The 14,284-nt window shown below is 59.5% G+C and carries 21 protein-coding genes; 12 read left to right on the top strand and 9 right to left on the bottom strand.

What is annotated here, in order from left to right; all coding sequences use genetic code 11:
* Positions 1–13: 13 nt before the first annotated feature.
* The 3 genes from RWK44_RS32015 to RWK44_RS32005 are packed head-to-tail and all read right to left on the bottom strand — an operon-like array spanning position 14 to position 2,494.
* Positions 14–934, bottom strand: a complete 921-nt coding sequence (locus tag RWK44_RS32015) for a LysR family transcriptional regulator (protein WP_222010733.1) — start codon at positions 932–934, stop codon at positions 14–16.
* Complete coding sequence (locus RWK44_RS32010) at positions 823–1,482, bottom strand: GNAT family N-acetyltransferase (RefSeq protein WP_316029956.1); 660 nt, start codon at positions 1,480–1,482, stop codon at positions 823–825. Before RWK44_RS32010 ends, RWK44_RS32015 begins: the two co-directional genes overlap by 112 nt.
* Before the next feature lie 22 nt (positions 1,483–1,504).
* A complete protein-coding gene (locus RWK44_RS32005; protein WP_221947654.1) occupies positions 1,505–2,494 on the bottom strand; it encodes a LacI family DNA-binding transcriptional regulator in 990 nt (329 codons plus the stop codon).
* 607 nt (positions 2,495–3,101) lie between these two features.
* Here RWK44_RS32005 and RWK44_RS32000 point away from each other — a divergent pair.
* Positions 3,102–4,607 carry a DegQ family serine endoprotease gene (locus RWK44_RS32000; protein WP_316029955.1) on the top strand — a complete coding sequence of 502 codons (1,506 nt, stop codon included), beginning with the start codon at positions 3,102–3,104 and terminating at the stop codon, positions 4,605–4,607.
* Between the two features lie 121 nt (positions 4,608–4,728).
* Here RWK44_RS32000 and RWK44_RS31995 read toward each other — a convergent pair whose 3' ends face one another.
* Together RWK44_RS31995 and RWK44_RS31990 are read right to left on the bottom strand one after the other, a co-directional pair.
* Entirely contained in the window at positions 4,729–5,094 is a 366-nt protein-coding gene (locus RWK44_RS31995) for a hypothetical protein (RefSeq protein WP_168287953.1), read from the bottom strand.
* Positions 5,095–5,166: 72 nt separating this feature from the next.
* A complete protein-coding gene (locus tag RWK44_RS31990) occupies positions 5,167–5,571 on the bottom strand; it encodes a hypothetical protein (protein WP_316029954.1) in 405 nt (134 codons plus the stop codon).
* A gap of 175 nt (positions 5,572–5,746) precedes the next feature.
* Between RWK44_RS31990 and RWK44_RS31985 the strand changes: the two genes are divergently transcribed.
* The 8 genes from RWK44_RS31985 to RWK44_RS31950 all read left to right on the top strand — a co-directional run bounded on the left by RWK44_RS31985 (position 5,747) and on the right by RWK44_RS31950 (position 8,959).
* Entirely contained in the window at positions 5,747–6,046 is a 300-nt protein-coding gene (locus tag RWK44_RS31985) for a hypothetical protein (RefSeq protein ID WP_011650973.1), read from the top strand.
* Between the two features lie 140 nt (positions 6,047–6,186).
* On the top strand, positions 6,187–6,450 hold the full coding sequence (locus tag RWK44_RS31980; protein ID WP_003546348.1) for a DUF1488 domain-containing protein: 264 nt from the start codon (positions 6,187–6,189) through the stop codon (positions 6,448–6,450).
* Positions 6,451–6,529: 79 nt separating this feature from the next.
* Complete coding sequence (locus RWK44_RS31975) at positions 6,530–6,892, top strand: hypothetical protein (protein WP_168283747.1); 363 nt, start codon at positions 6,530–6,532, stop codon at positions 6,890–6,892.
* Positions 6,893–6,963: 71 nt separating this feature from the next.
* Complete coding sequence (locus tag RWK44_RS31970) at positions 6,964–7,110, top strand: hypothetical protein (RefSeq protein WP_017959492.1); 147 nt, start codon at positions 6,964–6,966, stop codon at positions 7,108–7,110.
* An 84-nt stretch (positions 7,111–7,194) separates the two neighbouring features.
* Positions 7,195–7,638 carry a pyridoxamine 5'-phosphate oxidase family protein gene (locus tag RWK44_RS31965; RefSeq protein WP_222000344.1) on the top strand — a complete coding sequence of 148 codons (444 nt, stop codon included), beginning with the start codon at positions 7,195–7,197 and terminating at the stop codon, positions 7,636–7,638.
* Positions 7,639–7,852: 214 nt separating this feature from the next.
* Positions 7,853–8,089 carry a hypothetical protein gene (locus RWK44_RS31960; protein WP_017959490.1) on the top strand — a complete coding sequence of 79 codons (237 nt, stop codon included), beginning with the start codon at positions 7,853–7,855 and terminating at the stop codon, positions 8,087–8,089.
* 172 nt (positions 8,090–8,261) lie between these two features.
* On the top strand, positions 8,262–8,444 hold the full coding sequence (locus RWK44_RS31955) for a DUF3606 domain-containing protein (RefSeq protein ID WP_077975832.1): 183 nt from the start codon (positions 8,262–8,264) through the stop codon (positions 8,442–8,444).
* A gap of 314 nt (positions 8,445–8,758) precedes the next feature.
* Positions 8,759–8,959 carry a hypothetical protein gene (locus RWK44_RS31950; protein ID WP_017993327.1) on the top strand — a complete coding sequence of 67 codons (201 nt, stop codon included), beginning with the start codon at positions 8,759–8,761 and terminating at the stop codon, positions 8,957–8,959.
* A 637-nt stretch (positions 8,960–9,596) separates the two neighbouring features.
* On the opposite strand, the gene RWK44_RS31945 is transcribed toward RWK44_RS31950, so the two are convergent.
* Positions 9,597–9,782 (bottom strand): hypothetical protein, encoded by a 186-nt coding sequence (locus RWK44_RS31945; RefSeq protein ID WP_131666496.1) that lies wholly within the window; start codon positions 9,780–9,782, stop codon positions 9,597–9,599.
* A gap of 431 nt (positions 9,783–10,213) precedes the next feature.
* On the opposite strand from RWK44_RS31945, the gene RWK44_RS31940 reads away from it, so the two are divergent.
* Positions 10,214–10,450 carry a DUF6894 family protein gene (locus RWK44_RS31940; protein WP_025393683.1) on the top strand — a complete coding sequence of 79 codons (237 nt, stop codon included), beginning with the start codon at positions 10,214–10,216 and terminating at the stop codon, positions 10,448–10,450.
* Positions 10,451–10,668: 218 nt separating this feature from the next.
* Positions 10,669–11,436 carry a Crp/Fnr family transcriptional regulator gene (locus RWK44_RS31935; RefSeq protein ID WP_316029953.1) on the top strand — a complete coding sequence of 256 codons (768 nt, stop codon included), beginning with the start codon at positions 10,669–10,671 and terminating at the stop codon, positions 11,434–11,436.
* 69 nt (positions 11,437–11,505) lie between these two features.
* Here the strand turns inward: RWK44_RS31935 and RWK44_RS31930 are convergent, their stop codons facing one another.
* Complete coding sequence (locus tag RWK44_RS31930; RefSeq protein WP_168283725.1) at positions 11,506–11,934, bottom strand: DUF1515 domain-containing protein; 429 nt, start codon at positions 11,932–11,934, stop codon at positions 11,506–11,508.
* Between the two features lie 120 nt (positions 11,935–12,054).
* Between RWK44_RS31930 and RWK44_RS31925 the strand changes: the two genes are divergently transcribed.
* Positions 12,055–12,192, top strand: a complete 138-nt coding sequence (locus tag RWK44_RS31925) for a hypothetical protein (RefSeq protein WP_155247477.1) — start codon at positions 12,055–12,057, stop codon at positions 12,190–12,192.
* Positions 12,193–12,218: 26 nt separating this feature from the next.
* Here RWK44_RS31925 and RWK44_RS31920 read toward each other — a convergent pair whose 3' ends face one another.
* Positions 12,219–14,060 carry an SGNH/GDSL hydrolase family protein gene (locus RWK44_RS31920; RefSeq protein ID WP_316029952.1) on the bottom strand — a complete coding sequence of 614 codons (1,842 nt, stop codon included), beginning with the start codon at positions 14,058–14,060 and terminating at the stop codon, positions 12,219–12,221.
* Positions 14,057–14,269: a hypothetical protein gene (locus tag RWK44_RS31915; protein ID WP_222010728.1), complete on the bottom strand. Its 213-nt coding sequence runs from the start codon at positions 14,267–14,269 to the stop codon at positions 14,057–14,059. Before RWK44_RS31915 ends, RWK44_RS31920 begins: the two co-directional genes overlap by 4 nt.
* Positions 14,270–14,284 lie beyond the last annotated feature (15 nt).

The raw sequence follows: 14,284 nt of genomic DNA, 5'->3' as shown, positions 1-14,284 counted from the left end.
GACGAGCTTTAAATCACGATGGCCGGATTCCCGGCAATTTAGAAACCTCGGCGACAAGAAAGTCAACCAGAAGCCGAACGCGAGCAATGGCTGCACGCTCTGGAACGATCAGCAAACTCACCGGAACCGGTAAAGGACGATAGTCGCCAAGCAAGACCTCGAGCCGGCCATCGTCCAGAAGATCGTGAACCAACCAGAGGTGTGCGGGACCAATGCCGCGTCCGGCGGCAAGGGCTCTGCGCGCCGCAAGCCCGTGATCGACGCGCAGCTTGCCGCTCACCGGGATCATCAGGCTTGTGCCATCGGGAGAGGAAAGAACAAGCTGATCGCTCCCCGCCACATTGGACATTATGACGGTTTCGTAGCGTGACAGATCGGCGGGGCGCTTCGGCCATCCGTGGGCGGACAAATAGGTGGGAGCGCCGACCAGCAACCGATGGCTTTTTCCGAGCGCATGAAGTTTCATTGCGCTGTCGGCGAGAGGCCCAAGACGGAGTGCGACGTCTACGCCTTCGCGAACCAAATCGATCCGCTCGTCCGTCAGGTTGAGGTCGACGCGGATGTCCGGATGCTTGTCCTGGAAATCAAAGATCAGGCGCGTGATGTGCATCACACCGAGCGCTGCCGTACAGGAAAGCCGGACAGCACCCGCGGGGGCCTGACGGGCATCTCTGGCTTCTTCAGCAGCCTGTTCGACTAGGCGCAATATCTGCAGGCAGTTCGTATAATAGCGGCTGCCCTCGTCGGTGAGGGTGACGCGACGCGTGGTTCGGCTGAGAAGCGGTACGCCGACAGCCTGCTCCAGTTCACTGAGGTGCCGCGTCACGGTGGATTGACCGACACCCAGCTCTCTTGCGACCATCGACAGGTTGCCGCGTTCGGCGACGCGGACAAAGGTGCGCATTCTGTCCAGAGACAGTCCCGTGTTATCCATTTTTCAGCACAGTGATCGTCATTCCCTCGGTATAGGGAATAATCTGGACTATGCCTAGTTCGAGCATGCGCCGGCAGTTCGATGGCATATTCCGGCGAGGCTGGCGAGGCCCGCACAACGGATGGATCAGAGGGTGCGCTCAAAGAGCGGCTCATTGTCTTTCGTCCCGGCCACTTCCCATCCGAGTTCCGATAGAACCGCTCCGCCTTCGTGTTTGGATCGGTTGTAAGCCAGGCACGGTGGACACCGGCGGCTTTCAAAACGTTGCAAGCTTCGCGGAAGAGAACGGAACCTATTCCTTTTCCTTCAAATCCGGGAACAACAAAAAGCGCCCAAATGCTGCCATCTCGTGGATCAGCGGCAGAAAAGCCGACAATTTCGTTTTGCTCTTCCCACACGAAAATGCCGGGGTTTGCGACGAACCATTCATAGTGAACATCGATGACATTGGACGGATCGCCAAGGACGTTTTCAGTGACGGATGCCCGAATAGCTTTAAGTCGAGGGACGTATGAAATTACCGCTCTTCTTAGCAAAGCTCGCTCCATCCTTATCGTCGACCGTACCAAATTACCGCGTCGAGCCGCGTGGGATGATGGAGAAGCCGCAATCGACCTTGTCTTCGCCGGGCGGCTCGTCGCGGACGGCGCGCAGCAGCATGTCGGCGACGCGGTAGCCAATATCGTAGCGCGGTATGTGGACCGTCGTCAGCGACGGCTCGGTGAAGGCCGAAAATTCCAGATCGTTGAAACCGCAGATGCCGAAATCCTCCGGCACGCGAATGCCGCGCACGCCGCATTCGATGAGCACACCGAGCGCCAGTTCGTCGTTCTGGGCAAAGACGGCATCGACATCAGGCACGCGCTGCAACAGGCGGGTCAACAATTCCCTTCCGAGACCGGTGGTGCTTGCCGCATCCGCGCCGATGACAAGTTCGGGATCGAAACGGCCGGCTTCGCGCATCGCGTCCTCATAGCCTTCCCTGCGGCGGCGCGAGCGAAGATCCGTGCTGCCGCCGATGAAGGCGATCCTCTCATAGCCCCTCGACAGCAGGAAACGGGTGGGTTCGGCGCCTGCCGCATGATGATCAAGGCCGACGACCAGCCTTTCCGGCTCCTGGCTGAGATCGGTGATATGGGCGATCGGACAGGCGGCATTCTCGATCAGCGGCAGAAGATCATGATAGGATTCGGCACCGGCGATGATAACGCCGGCTGGCTTCTGCATCAGGAAGGATTTCAGCTGGCCAGCCTCCCGATCGGCATGGTGGAGCGTGTTGGAATATTGCACACCGAATTCGGTGGCGCGCAATCGATCCTCGATGCCGATCATCAGGCCTGCAAAGGCGGGCCGGTGCAAAGCGGGCGTGATGACGCCGACGGTGCCGTTGTGGCGGCCGGCCAGCGCCCGGGCGGCAAGATTGGGGATATACCCCATCTCGTCTACCGTGCGCAGAATAACCTCCCGCAAATCTTCCGAGACGATTTCAGGATTGCGAAGCGCGCGCGAAATCGTGATGGGGCTGACCCCAACCTTTTTCGCCACATCGCTCAACTTCACATGCGCGCCGCGCCTGGCCTTCCGCCCCCGCTCCACTGCCGTCCTCACCGCCCCATTGTATGTCGCCCGCGAGACTCGCTAGCTCTCGATTCGCGATCTTTACTTTCTGAAGAAGAAATAATTTAGAGTCTACTAACGTTTTATATTCGCAACAGGATCCGGGACTATAATTTCCGGAAACAGCCGCAGGATCGTCTTTCGGCAAATTACGGGCGCAGGCGGCAATCGGATCACCGCCTTCGGGAATAAGTCCATTTATTTTCGAATGAAAACATCGCGAAGGACGCGAAACGAGGCAAGACCAGGCCGGAATTTCTGAAGCGGGGCAGTCGGCCGGAACACATCGGGAGCGAAGATTAAATTCCAGCCAAATCTTACAAATCGGCAATATAAACATGATCAAACTTTAATTTGTAAATCCGCTTGGTGGGATCATATGAATCCCAAGCGCCAATTCTTCTCTTCCCCCGGCCACCGCCCTCGACGACTGCGTGTTCCCAGGAGGAATTGGCGCCAAACGCCATCCGACGCCAGGTCCCAGGACATGGAACCACGACGCCATCCAAGCCAACGCTCTCGCAAGGGACCCGCCCAAGGGATCACCACCATGTCACACATCCTCCGCAACCATCGCACCGCAGCGCTTGTCGGGGCCGCCATCATCGCCGGCGCAGCCTGCCTGCCCTTCGCCATCAACGCCTCCAATGCCGTTGCCGCGGCCTCTGATACCGGCGGCATTCTCGCGCCGAGCGGCTCCTTTGCCTCCATCGTCGATGCCGACAAGCCTGCCGTCGTCACCATCACCACGACGATGAAGGCGACCGATGTCAGCGCCGGAGAGCAGGGATCGCCGATGGACGAGCAGTTCCGCCAGTTCTTTGAGGATCAGGGTATCCCGCTGCCGCGCCAGGCACCGCAAAAGCGGCCTTCGCAGCAGGCGATGGCGCTCGGCTCCGGCTTCATCATCAGCCCCGACGGGGTGATCGTCACCAACAACCATGTCATCGACAATGCCGTCGACATCAAGGTGACGCTGGATGACGGCACGGAACTGCCGGCCAAGCTGATCGGCACCGATCCGAAATCCGATGTCGCCGTGCTGAAGATAGAGGCGGGCAAGCCGCTGCAGACCATTGCCTGGGGCGATTCCGACAGGCTGAAGCTCGGCGACCAGATTCTGGCGATCGGCAACCCCTTCGGCATCGGCACCACGGTGACGGCAGGCATCGTCTCGGCGCGCGGCCGCGACCTGCACAGCGGGCCCTATGACGATTTCATCCAGATCGACGCGCCGATCAACCACGGCAATTCCGGCGGCCCGCTCGTCGACCGCAACGGCAATGTCGTCGGCATCAACACCGCCATCTATTCGCCGAACGGCGGCAGCGTCGGTGTCGGTTTCGCCATTCCCTCCGACGAGGCCAAGGCGATCGTCGCCAAGCTGCAGAAGGATGGCTCGATCGATCACGGCTATCTCGGCGTACAGATCCAGCCGGTCACGAGGGATGTCGCCGATGCCGTCGGCCTCGACAAGACCGGCGGCGCGCTGGTTGCCGCCGTCACTGCCGATACGCCGGCCGCCCATGCCGGCCTGAAGCCCGGCGATATCGTCACCTCAGTCGGCGGCGAGAGCGTCAAGACGCCGAAGGACCTGTCGCGCCTGGTCGCCGACCTTTCGCCGGGCGCCAAAAAATCCCTCAGCGTCTGGCGCGACGGCAAGACGATCGATCTCAACGTCACCGTCGGCACCAATGAGGAAGGCCGGAAGCAGGCGGCGACTGAGAACCCGGACGCCCAAGGCCAGAGCACCGGCCAGCCGAGCCTCGGCATCGGCCTTGCCGATCTGACGCCCGACATGCGCCAAGAGTTCAACCTGCCGCGCTCGATCAGCGGTGCTGTGGTCGCCAAGGTCGCCCCGGACAAGTCGGCGGCTACCGCCGGCATCCAGTCCGGCGATGTCATCGTCTCGGTGAATGACAGACCGGTCCACAACGCCCGCGACGTCAAGACCGCGATTACTGAGGCCGGCAAGGCCGGCCGCAAGTCGGTGCTGCTGCTCGTCGAACGCGACGGCAACAAGACCTTCGTCGCCGTGCCGTTTGGGGCGGCCTGACGGCGGCCTGAGCTTTGCCGCAAAACAGGAAAGCCTGCCTGAGGCGGGCTTTTCGACGGAAGCCAAGCACCGCTCAGGCGGCAAAAATCTACAGGGCGCCGTCCGTCTCTCTATTTCCTGCTCAGGGAGATTTCAGCTTCGTCCGCTTTGCACGCCTACGAAATTTGCCTGTTTGGCGGTTTGCCTCTTGCTGCTTTACCGCATCGGAGTGGCTGCGTTGCGCCGCCTCCAATTGCTGCCGCGTCGGGAGATCATGGTCGTAGGTGGAAGCACTGAATGCCGTCGCGTTATCGAACGGACCTTTGTGTGGACGCGCCAGACCATAGGCGGCGCTATCGATCCCCTCCTCCGCTGACGACAACCGCGCTTGACGCGCCTGCGCTATGAGATCGTCTGCAGTCGGGCTTAAGGTTACGATTTTCCGCAAGAAGGCGATGATTTTGCTTTTCCTGGCCCTGTCCTTTTGAACTGCGTGAATCCCAGACATGTCTTCTTCCTTGTTCGTCATGTCATCGCGACGATCGATCGGGGGTTGCCGGCGACATCGCAGCAGGCCTGTTCACGGGATCTCGGACAGTCGTTCAGGCAGCCTGGTTTTGGGAAAACGGTAGGCTGGCGGCCGCAGCGGTGCGTCCGCACGCTCGGACGCCGTATACCGCGCGATCCGATGGGCTTTCACCGGGGCACCGCCGTCATCCTGCCATCGGGCAAAGGAGCCGTCCTCCATTGCCTGCGGCAGCGGGCCTGATTTCAACTGTGTCGCGAGATACATTTTCAGCGCCGATTTCAACGCGGCCTCATCGACGATCCCCATCTGGAAGCAATCAATGAGGAAACTTGTGGCGGTGATCTCACCCTCATCGGCCGCGTGGGTTTCGCCGCCGCGAAAGCCGGCCTTTCGCAGAATACGATCGAGCATTCTCAAATTGTCGACACCGAAAAACTGATCTGACGTGGAAGACATGACGTCCTCCTTCGTTGGGGCTAGGGTTCACTGGCGCGCCCCAAGCAGCGGTGCCCGTATCGTGCCCGCCGATAAATTAGCTTGCGCTTATTGCCGGCTGACCGCAACCTCATTCGGCAGCCGCCATTGATAATGCCATGGCGGAACCCATTTTAGCTAAAGGAGGATGCGCATCATGCAGTTCAACGATGAAGCGACCCTCACAAAGCCGTCGGCATTGCCGGTGGAAAGGCGTGCGCTGGTCGATCACCTCAGAGAGGCGATCGCGCGCCTAACGCACGGGCTAGCAGCCGCCGGATTGGTGGAATTCGTGCCGCCTCTGCTGGAGATCAATAAAGTTCTCCGCGATATGACGGACGAAATTTCCCGTGCGGATTCGCTCTATTCCGATGAGGTTATCACGGGTACGATGCGCTTGATCAAGACATCGGAAGCCTTGCTTGAAAACCGGGTTATCGTGCAGACCATCCACTAAGATCTGCCGACGCCCGGACATGCAGGCAGGCTGATCGCTGGACATCCGGCGTCAAGCTATTCGCTCCCTCGTGCATCCATCATCACCACCGGTGCCCGAGTTCCGCAGGTCGGCCGCGCCCACTTCCAAGGATAACCGCAATGACACTTATTTTCCCCAACAGAAGCCGCAGCTTCGACGAAGCGAGAAAAGGCGTCCGCTTCACCGGCTATGACGGCATGTTCGAAGTCCGGTTTCTGGTCGAAGAAGCAGCCCTCGGCAGCGCGATCACCCAGAACTCTTCCGAGGCCGCCTATCTCAATGCCTTTGATGCGGCGCGCTCTTCCATTCAGGAGGCCGCATCGAGAGCCTATCAGCATCGACGCGGAAACAACTTCACGCTCACGGCTGCAGATTTTCGCTGATCGCTGGAAGGCATGCGGCCGGTGAACTGAAATGGCCACCATCCTGCTACTGCCGGATGAGACAGGGGAAGCAAAGCATATGGTTTCCACACGATACCGCCCGAAAGACCTGAAACTGGCGCGTCGCCATATCGTGAAGGCGGCGCATCGCGTTGCCGATCAGGAAATGGTGATCAGGAAACTATTGCGCAAAGGCAGACCCTCCGGGCCGGCCTATGCGCTGTTGGGCAGGCTCTACGACGATCAACGGCGGAAGCTCGATCGGCTGAAACTGATCGAAGCGATGGTTGAGGTAGAAGCGCAATCCTCTATGGACGTGCCCAGCAATCCTGGCACCTCCGCGCCGCCCTTTGCGATCGTACACAACAGCGGGATCTCTCGGCCGGACCGGCAATCCGCCACGCCTTGTAGCGCAGATGTTTGGCGCCCATATTTGGTGTAGTGGCAGCTTGTGAACGGGTGCTGCTTCCCGGGGTAATCAGAGTTACCCGGCCCCAACCAAAGGAGGGCATCATGTCTTCCACGGTAAACATCCATTCGTGGAAACGCCTGGCTCAGCATATCGGCAGGTTCCGGTATATCGACTTCCTGGTGAAATCGACACCAGCAATCTGTCTGGCCTTTATCGTCTATATCATTCTCAACGATGTGTTCTGGTAGGCGCTGCAAGACTGTTGCGGCGAGCTAAGACGCTCTGCTGCCTATCAAACAAAGGGCTGAACGCTGACGGAATTGGATAACGCGATGCAACTGCGAGAAATGGGTGAACAAGACTGCCTCGCCTTTCTGGCAAGCCACACCCGCGGCCACTTGGCATGCCTCGGCGAAAAATATCCCTACATCGTTCCCATTCAGTATGCTTTTGAGAAAGACCGGCTTTTCGTATTTTCCATGCCGGGCCTGAAGATTGATCTATTGCGGGCCCATTCACCCACCTGTGTTCAGGTTGAGGAATTCGGCGAAAACCGAACATGGAAGAGCGTGCTTGTTCAGGGCACCTATGATGAGCTGACCGATACGCCGGCCCGGCATGACGAACGCCTCCACGCCTGGTCTCTCCTGCAGAAGCAATCGTTTTGGTGGGAACCCGGATCGCTTGCCTTAAACTCGGAAAGCGAAGACGGCCCTGCTCCCTCCATATTCTTCGGCATTTCGATTGAGATGGTATCGGGGAGGCAAGTAGTTTAACATGCGGGCGTTCAGACTCGCCGCGCCTTAATCCTTGATTGGCAAGGGTGCGCTGCTGCATGATATATGGAACTCCAGACAGACACCTCCAGCTAAACGCTGTCCGATACCAGCCTTTCCCATAGGGGCGCGGATTGCTTGATGCATCCACCAACGTGGCCAGCTGAACCGCAGCACTGCGTTCAATGCCACACGACCACCCACAGGGAAAACGATGACAGACGCACCTGAGAATGAAGCGCTTTTCAACATCACCGGACACTATGTGCAGGAGTTGAAGGCCGTTCTTCAAAGTGAGAGCATTGTCGAAGGCACCGACTACGAAAACAGCGCCTTTAACGAAAAACGACGGAACGAAGGACTGCACCTGCTGCGATTTCACAAGACCGGCACGGCAGCGCAGGCAACGCAGATCTGGGAAAAACATATGACGGCCCGGGCCCATCGATAAGACGGCACGAAGGCCATTCTTCGATCGACCGAACGACATCATGCACTAATTCTTTAATTGAGAGCAGGATTCCGATTTCAGGCCGACACGGCCTAACATCATCCTGTTCTGGTGCTGACGCGCCGCGACATCAGCTGATGTCCGGCGCAACTTTGCCCTGAAAGGAAAAATCATGACCAATGATACAAGCAAAAAGGTCCAGCCCGCCAAAGCGGCCGTGGCTGACGGACCCTACGACGTCATCTATTTCGCGAAGAAACACCGTATTTCCAACGAAGATGCCCGGGACATCATCGAAAAACACGGCGCCAATCGCAAAGAGGCGGACAAGGCCGGCCGGCGCATCAGCGCCTAAGGCAGAACATGGTCTGGCAGGCGCTCATGCATGTCGTCATCCTAATACCGCTGCAACATTCGGATGACATTGTATTCGCGACTGCCGGCTTTCCCTCTGCCGGCGATGCCACGATGCAACATCGGTGGACGAATTAACCCTACTGGCTTACCTTAATATCAGCATGCGCTTGAATACATCCGCTCCTATGCCATCGTAGCTTCACGATAACGCTTCTGGTTCCTGAAGCAGCTCGCCGGAACCGTGGCCCGCCTTTCTGGGAGAGGCCGGCTTGCCTTCACAGGGCTCGAGCTCAATCAAATGGAGGGTGTGCCATGAATAACGTCTTGGAATTTCGTCCAAAATGCCCGCATGTCGAAAGCCTGTCCGATTGCCGCGAAGCGCTTGAACCTGCCGTGATGAAGATCGTCAGCGACGCCATCGGCAGGGGATACACGGCCGCGGAAGCCGCCATGGTGGTTGCCGATATCGCAGACGATTACATCCTGATGCTGTCGCGGCAACCACGGCATTGATAGGCTGTGCGGGCGCGCAACAGTGCCTTCTTAAGCGTTGCAGGTGACGGACGAAAAGCGTGGCTTCGCCCGCTGTCAAGAGCCGCGAGTAAGCCTTCCGTGAGTCGTTTGCATCAGTGGACCGCGCAGCAACTGCAGGGGTAGCAGTGGTACAGGAGACGAGACCTGCCGCGCGATCCGCCGGCAAAACCCCTCATATTGCCTGAAGTTCCAGGCAGTGCGACAGCACCGCGATTCCGAAAAATCCTCCTAGGGCTCATTGACCCCTGCCCGGCACGACTGCGGCCGTCACGCCGATCGGCTTGTGAAGATCGACAGCTAGATCGGAACGCCGCGAAAACCCCGCCGGAGCGGGGCTTTCAGCGGGTAGAAGCCGAGCCAGCCGAGCAGTCGGCCTACATTTTAAACGCCATCGACATTTGGAAATCCAGCAATAAGGCCCCTTTCCTGCGCCTTCCCGACGCTTCATCGTCTCGCTCAATCTTTGAATCAATGCCGTAACGCGGCGTGAAACGCTCATATGCGCCGCTTTTCGCGACCTCTTCACGAATGAGAGCGATTCAGCTTTCATGGACTGAATCGCTCTCATCTTTTGTATTATGCAATTCCCGGGGAAACCGCTTCGAACGTCTCCCAATTAACGCCACCTTGGCTGGCGCGGCGGCGCATTGGCCTGGATCTCATGCAGCGGCGCCTTGGATCCGAGCAGTTTCTTCAGCTTCTTCTCCTCCGCCGGGCCGATGCCGAACTTGCGGCAGTGCTCCGCAACATCGTGCTCTCGCGGACCGGGAATGCGAACCTGGCGATTGTTCATGCTCTTCATGTCGATCTCCTTTCGAAAGGAGAACCTGAATGCCGCTGATTTGTTCATTAGCGAACTCTAAAATTTAGCGATGGCATGTTCCGAAATTAACCCACTATCAGGTTTGCCGCGCGGCAAGGATGGAGGAAAGAATACTCCTTTCGACGATGTGGAACCCGCGCTCAGCGCAACGATTGATGAGAATATTCCGTCGGCCAGGGAACAAGAGCATCCCGCAAGCGTAAGGGGCGCCGGGTCGTGTGGAGGGCAGGTTTCACAACCATGCACTTCGATACCTCCGTGCGGCCCACCATTCCTCCCAAGAACCAACTCGCCCCGCCTCGGTGGGGCTTTTTTCTGCACTCGGCACTTTGGCATGGAGTTCGATCGAAGATCGGGGGAACAACTGGCCTTGCGCGCGGTTTGGGGGAATCTCTTTGACGGAGGAAATCATGCCAAAGTATTTTTTCCATGTCCGCCGGAACGATGTCTTCGAGGAAGATCCGGAAGGCATTGACCTGGCCTCACCTGAGCTTGCATGCGAGGAAGCAACCGCTGCCGCCCGCGAAATCGTGGCGGAGAGGATCCGTACCGGCGATCCGGCGAACGGCGGCGCCTTCGAGATCATGACGGAAGACGGCGCGTTGGTTGCGACAGTCCCCTTCCGGTCGGCTATTCACTTGGACTAATGCATGTCGCGCGAAGATGTGCGCCCCTTTTGCGACCGACGTAATCCGAATGAAGAGCTGAAGCGCGAGGATGCGAATCCGAACGATCAAGCGTGCTTTGGCGCCTCCGGCGCAGACGCCTGACGAGCCGTTTCAATTGTCAAAACCGCACAGAGTGTGAAATCGCTTGAACCATAGGATTAACCTCGCGTTGGGCGTTCAGCAGGCGGTGTAAGATCATGACAATGATGGTCCAGAGCGGAGTGAAGAACAGACTGTTGCGCCGGTTTCCGAGGGATGCCTTCGAGCTTCTCGCGCCGCTTCTCCAACCTGTCGATCTTCCTGTCAACCATCCGCTCGTGCTGCCGCACAAGCCGATCGAGCATGTCTGTTTTCTTGAAAGCGGCCTCGCCTCGATGGTTGCGGAAAGCGCCGACGGCAAAAGCGTTGAAATCCGTCATATCGGCCGCGAGGGCATCGCCGGCTACCCTGTCGTCCTCGGCGTCGACCAAACGCCGAACAAAGCCTTCATGCAGGTGGCGGGCTTCGGGCTTCAGGTGGCCACCGAGGATTTTCTTTCGGTCCTCGAGCACCCCTGCGTGCGGCAACTGATGCTGCGCTATGTCCATACCTGCGAACTGCAGCTTGCCCACAGCGCGCTGGCTGCGGCAAAGTTCAACATGCATCAGCGGCTGGCCCGCTGGCTGCTCATGTGTCACGACCGCATAGACGGCAATGATCTGCCACTGACCCACGAATTCCTGGCGCTGATGCTGGGCGTCAGGCGGGCGGGCGTCACCGATGAACTGCACATTCTCGAAGGCATGCACGCCATTAAATCGACACGCGGCAACGTCCGCATTACGGATCGCAACAAGCTGATCGAGATTGCAGGCGGCTGCTACGGCGTGCCGGAGCAGGAGTACGAGCGGCTGATCGAGGGACCGGAACCGCAGGTGGTTCATCCTGCCAGCCTAAATGGGAATCGGCTTGGGAATATGCTCTGAGGAGGTTCACCGCTGATTGGCAGGCCGGTCACTGCTGTTGCACCAGGACATTCACCGGGAATACCGAGTTCAATTGATCTTCAACCAATGCCGAAGCGCCGCCACAGCCCCATCGCTCGCATAGGCAATGATGCCCCCGATCGTCAGCCCCGCGAAGGCAATCAACCCCGATATCCCGTAGCCGATCGTCTTCATCCGTTTCCACTCCTCAAGCGCCGGCCCCACCGCTTCCTGGTTCTTCTCGACGGTCTCCTTGAGGGTTCTGATTTCCTCGCGGATTAACGCATCCGAACCGCCGCTGATCGCCACCCTGGTATCGAGATAGGCGATTTGCCTGGCCTGTTCGTCAAGCCGCTTGTGGATTACGGCGCTGAAGTCGTGGGCATTGGCCTTTTCTTCACCGACCTCGTTGCGGAGAAGTGCCACGTTTTCCTCGATGCCGGTCAGCCTGCCCTCGACGCGCCCGAGGGCGCGAAGGATATCGTCATTGGATGTCATCTCTATCGGTGCTCTGTTGTGCGATGGAACGTTTTCAGCCTGGGGATGTTGAATCTTCGGATTCCCGAAGAGGCGTATGCATGCCGCAAGACAGCTCAATCGATCTGAAGCGAGGCGCCCATGAGAATGCTATTGATGATCATCATCGGGGTCATGGTCGCGTCGATCCTGAGCATCCCGGTGATCAAGCCGTTCATTCAAGGAAGCGGCAAGAGCGAAACGCCGCCGCCGGTCATCCAGCAGCCGGAGCCGAAGTGACGCGAAGGCCTCTTCGTTCGCTCTGCCTATGGATGGAATTTCAGCTTTTCGGATTGCGGAATGCCGCCCACGACACGGTCGATCACGGCGCCGTAGGGATGGACGCCATCCGGCGTGACGCTCGGGCGGACGATGGAGCCGACCGGCAGCACCGTGGAACGCGGGATCGAAATGGTGATCGTATTGCCGGAGATGCTGCCGATCGACGTGGTCGACAGGCGGGCAAGGCCATCCGGCCCGGCATAGGTGCTGATCTCCTGCTCCGGCCCGAAGATGCCGGCATCCGCCACTTCGATCGTCGTGTAGGTCGCGACCCCATCCGTACCCGATTGCACGGTCACCGCCGTGCTCGGCAGCTCCAGCATGCCGGGCCAGACGCCATCCCTTTCGCCGGAAACCCAGGCCGCATAGGTATCGATCGCGTCGTCGCAGCAGGCCGATGTCTTCGCCATTATATCGGCGCGCAGCCGCCATTTGCCCGAGGCATCCGTGCCGTCCGCCGGCCAGGTGTTGTTGGCCGAGAAGCTCTGATACGAGGCCCTGAGATAGAGGTCGTTGGCGGTGATTGTGCCGGTCGCGGGCGATGTCGCCGATCCGGCGAAATTATAGGTAAAACTGTTCGGCCCGGTGACCGTGATCACCACATTGCCGTTATACTCCGTCTGCGCAGCGCCGGAGATCGACACCGTCTGGCCGGTCGTAAGCCCGTTGATGCCCGAGGCGATCGTGGCCGTTGCATCGGTGCCGACCGATGTGAGGGTGACCGTGCGGGTGGACACGGTGCGGCCGAACGGCGGCAAGGCGACGATCGTGACGCCCGGATAGCGCGCCCGAAGCCTGGTGATCAGGCTTCTGTAATTGGTGTTGAAAAACTGCGTGTAGGTCGCCGCCGTATCGTTCTGTCCCATCTGGTTGGCGATGACGGTGAACGGCTTCTTGTTGTTGTTGAAGGCGGTGATCTCGTCGAGAATGGCCCAGCGCCGGGTCGCGATCGCGGCACCGGTGCCGGCGAGTTCGCGCACGGACCCCGCCCCCGGCATGCCGATCATCAGATGCGGAATGCGGCCAATGCCGCCGTCCCTATCGAGCCAGCGACGCAACCAGCCGAGATTGCCGCGCGCATCGGCAGCCGCGGAAAACTGCTGGCGCGCTTCACCGATGCTGTCCACAAGGCCGAGAACGATCGGGCGACCATCCCAATCCCCTTTGGCGACCATGAAGTCGGTCCCGTAATATTGCGGCTGGGTGACGGTCGCGTAATTGGTATCGAGTGCGGCCGTGCTGTCGGCGAGGGGCGTGTCCTTGAAGGCGAGCAGCGTGGCGAGATCGCCCGCACCCCAGACGCGCTCGCCGCGATGCTTCTGGATGCGGTAGACCGGCCAGATCTTCTCGCCGACGGCGGTATGATAAAATAGCCAGATTTCGATTTCGCTTTCCGGCGCGACATCGGGAATGGTCAGCTCGTCCGTCCAGGCACCGTTCGTCTGGTCTGCGACGGTCACCGTGTTCAGGCCGGCGAAGGTGCATTGGTAGAAGACGCCGGCCGCCCTGATGAACATCGCATCGGCGACGACGGAATTGCCAGGCGTGCCGATCGTGCCGGTGACGACCGTTTCCTGCGGCGAGTTTCCGCCTTCCGTCGAGGCGAAGCCCGAGAGGTGAAAGCGGAAGGTCCTGGTCTTGTACTGCGGCGTGTTGACGACAATCTTGCTGCAGACATAATTCGCGCCGGATGCCGCGGTGACGATACTGCCTGATGGCATGCGGTTGCGGGTCGCGAAGAACATGTAGCGATCGGGGTCGCCGCCCGCCCCGCCTCCACCGCTCAGCATCGGATTCGCAAGGGCAAGCGAAATCGCATTCATCATCGGCGTGTTCCATATCTGCTGGTGAGGTCGTCGTAGAATTGCACGGTGCGCCCCTGGCGGGCATTGGCGCGGTCGAGCGCCTGTCTTTCGCGGGCGAGGATGGCGATGACGGGCTCGCCTTCGACAACAGGCGCATGCGCTTCCTGCCGGCGGAGATCGTCCGGCAACGGCGGCAGAGCGACGCCGGCCGCCGCCTGCCCCTTCATCACCGCCGCCTTGTTGAG

This window comes from Rhizobium sp. 25PS6 (genome assembly GCF_032464655.1).
Classification (GTDB): Bacteria; Pseudomonadota; Alphaproteobacteria; order Rhizobiales; family Rhizobiaceae; genus Rhizobium; species Rhizobium laguerreae.
The sequence above is the reverse complement of the archived record's forward strand: the minus strand, read 5'-3'. Positions and strand labels throughout refer to the sequence as shown.

Coding starts and splice junctions, on each gene's coding strand:
- RWK44_RS32015 (WP_222010733.1), bottom strand. CDS start 934: ATGGATAACACGGGACTGTCTCTGGACAGAATGCGCACCTTTGTCCGC.
- RWK44_RS32010 (WP_316029956.1), bottom strand. CDS start 1,482: ATGGAGCGAGCTTTGCTAAGAAGAGCGGTAATTTCATACGTCCCTCGA.
- RWK44_RS32000 (WP_316029955.1), top strand. CDS start 3,102: ATGTCACACATCCTCCGCAACCATCGCACCGCAGCGCTTGTCGGGGCC.
- RWK44_RS31995 (WP_168287953.1), bottom strand. CDS start 5,094: ATGTCTGGGATTCACGCAGTTCAAAAGGACAGGGCCAGGAAAAGCAAA.
- RWK44_RS31990 (WP_316029954.1), bottom strand. CDS start 5,571: ATGTCTTCCACGTCAGATCAGTTTTTCGGTGTCGACAATTTGAGAATG.
- RWK44_RS31985 (WP_011650973.1), top strand. CDS start 5,747: ATGCAGTTCAACGATGAAGCGACCCTCACAAAGCCGTCGGCATTGCCG.
- RWK44_RS31980 (WP_003546348.1), top strand. CDS start 6,187: ATGACACTTATTTTCCCCAACAGAAGCCGCAGCTTCGACGAAGCGAGA.
- RWK44_RS31975 (WP_168283747.1), top strand. CDS start 6,530: ATGGTTTCCACACGATACCGCCCGAAAGACCTGAAACTGGCGCGTCGC.
- RWK44_RS31970 (WP_017959492.1), top strand. CDS start 6,964: ATGTCTTCCACGGTAAACATCCATTCGTGGAAACGCCTGGCTCAGCAT.
- RWK44_RS31965 (WP_222000344.1), top strand. CDS start 7,195: ATGCAACTGCGAGAAATGGGTGAACAAGACTGCCTCGCCTTTCTGGCA.
- RWK44_RS31960 (WP_017959490.1), top strand. CDS start 7,853: ATGACAGACGCACCTGAGAATGAAGCGCTTTTCAACATCACCGGACAC.
- RWK44_RS31955 (WP_077975832.1), top strand. CDS start 8,262: ATGACCAATGATACAAGCAAAAAGGTCCAGCCCGCCAAAGCGGCCGTG.
- RWK44_RS31950 (WP_017993327.1), top strand. CDS start 8,759: ATGAATAACGTCTTGGAATTTCGTCCAAAATGCCCGCATGTCGAAAGC.
- RWK44_RS31945 (WP_131666496.1), bottom strand. CDS start 9,782: ATGAAGAGCATGAACAATCGCCAGGTTCGCATTCCCGGTCCGCGAGAG.
- RWK44_RS31940 (WP_025393683.1), top strand. CDS start 10,214: ATGCCAAAGTATTTTTTCCATGTCCGCCGGAACGATGTCTTCGAGGAA.
- RWK44_RS31935 (WP_316029953.1), top strand. CDS start 10,669: ATGACAATGATGGTCCAGAGCGGAGTGAAGAACAGACTGTTGCGCCGG.
- RWK44_RS31930 (WP_168283725.1), bottom strand. CDS start 11,934: ATGACATCCAATGACGATATCCTTCGCGCCCTCGGGCGCGTCGAGGGC.
- RWK44_RS31925 (WP_155247477.1), top strand. CDS start 12,055: ATGAGAATGCTATTGATGATCATCATCGGGGTCATGGTCGCGTCGATC.
- RWK44_RS31920 (WP_316029952.1), bottom strand. CDS start 14,060: ATGATGAATGCGATTTCGCTTGCCCTTGCGAATCCGATGCTGAGCGGT.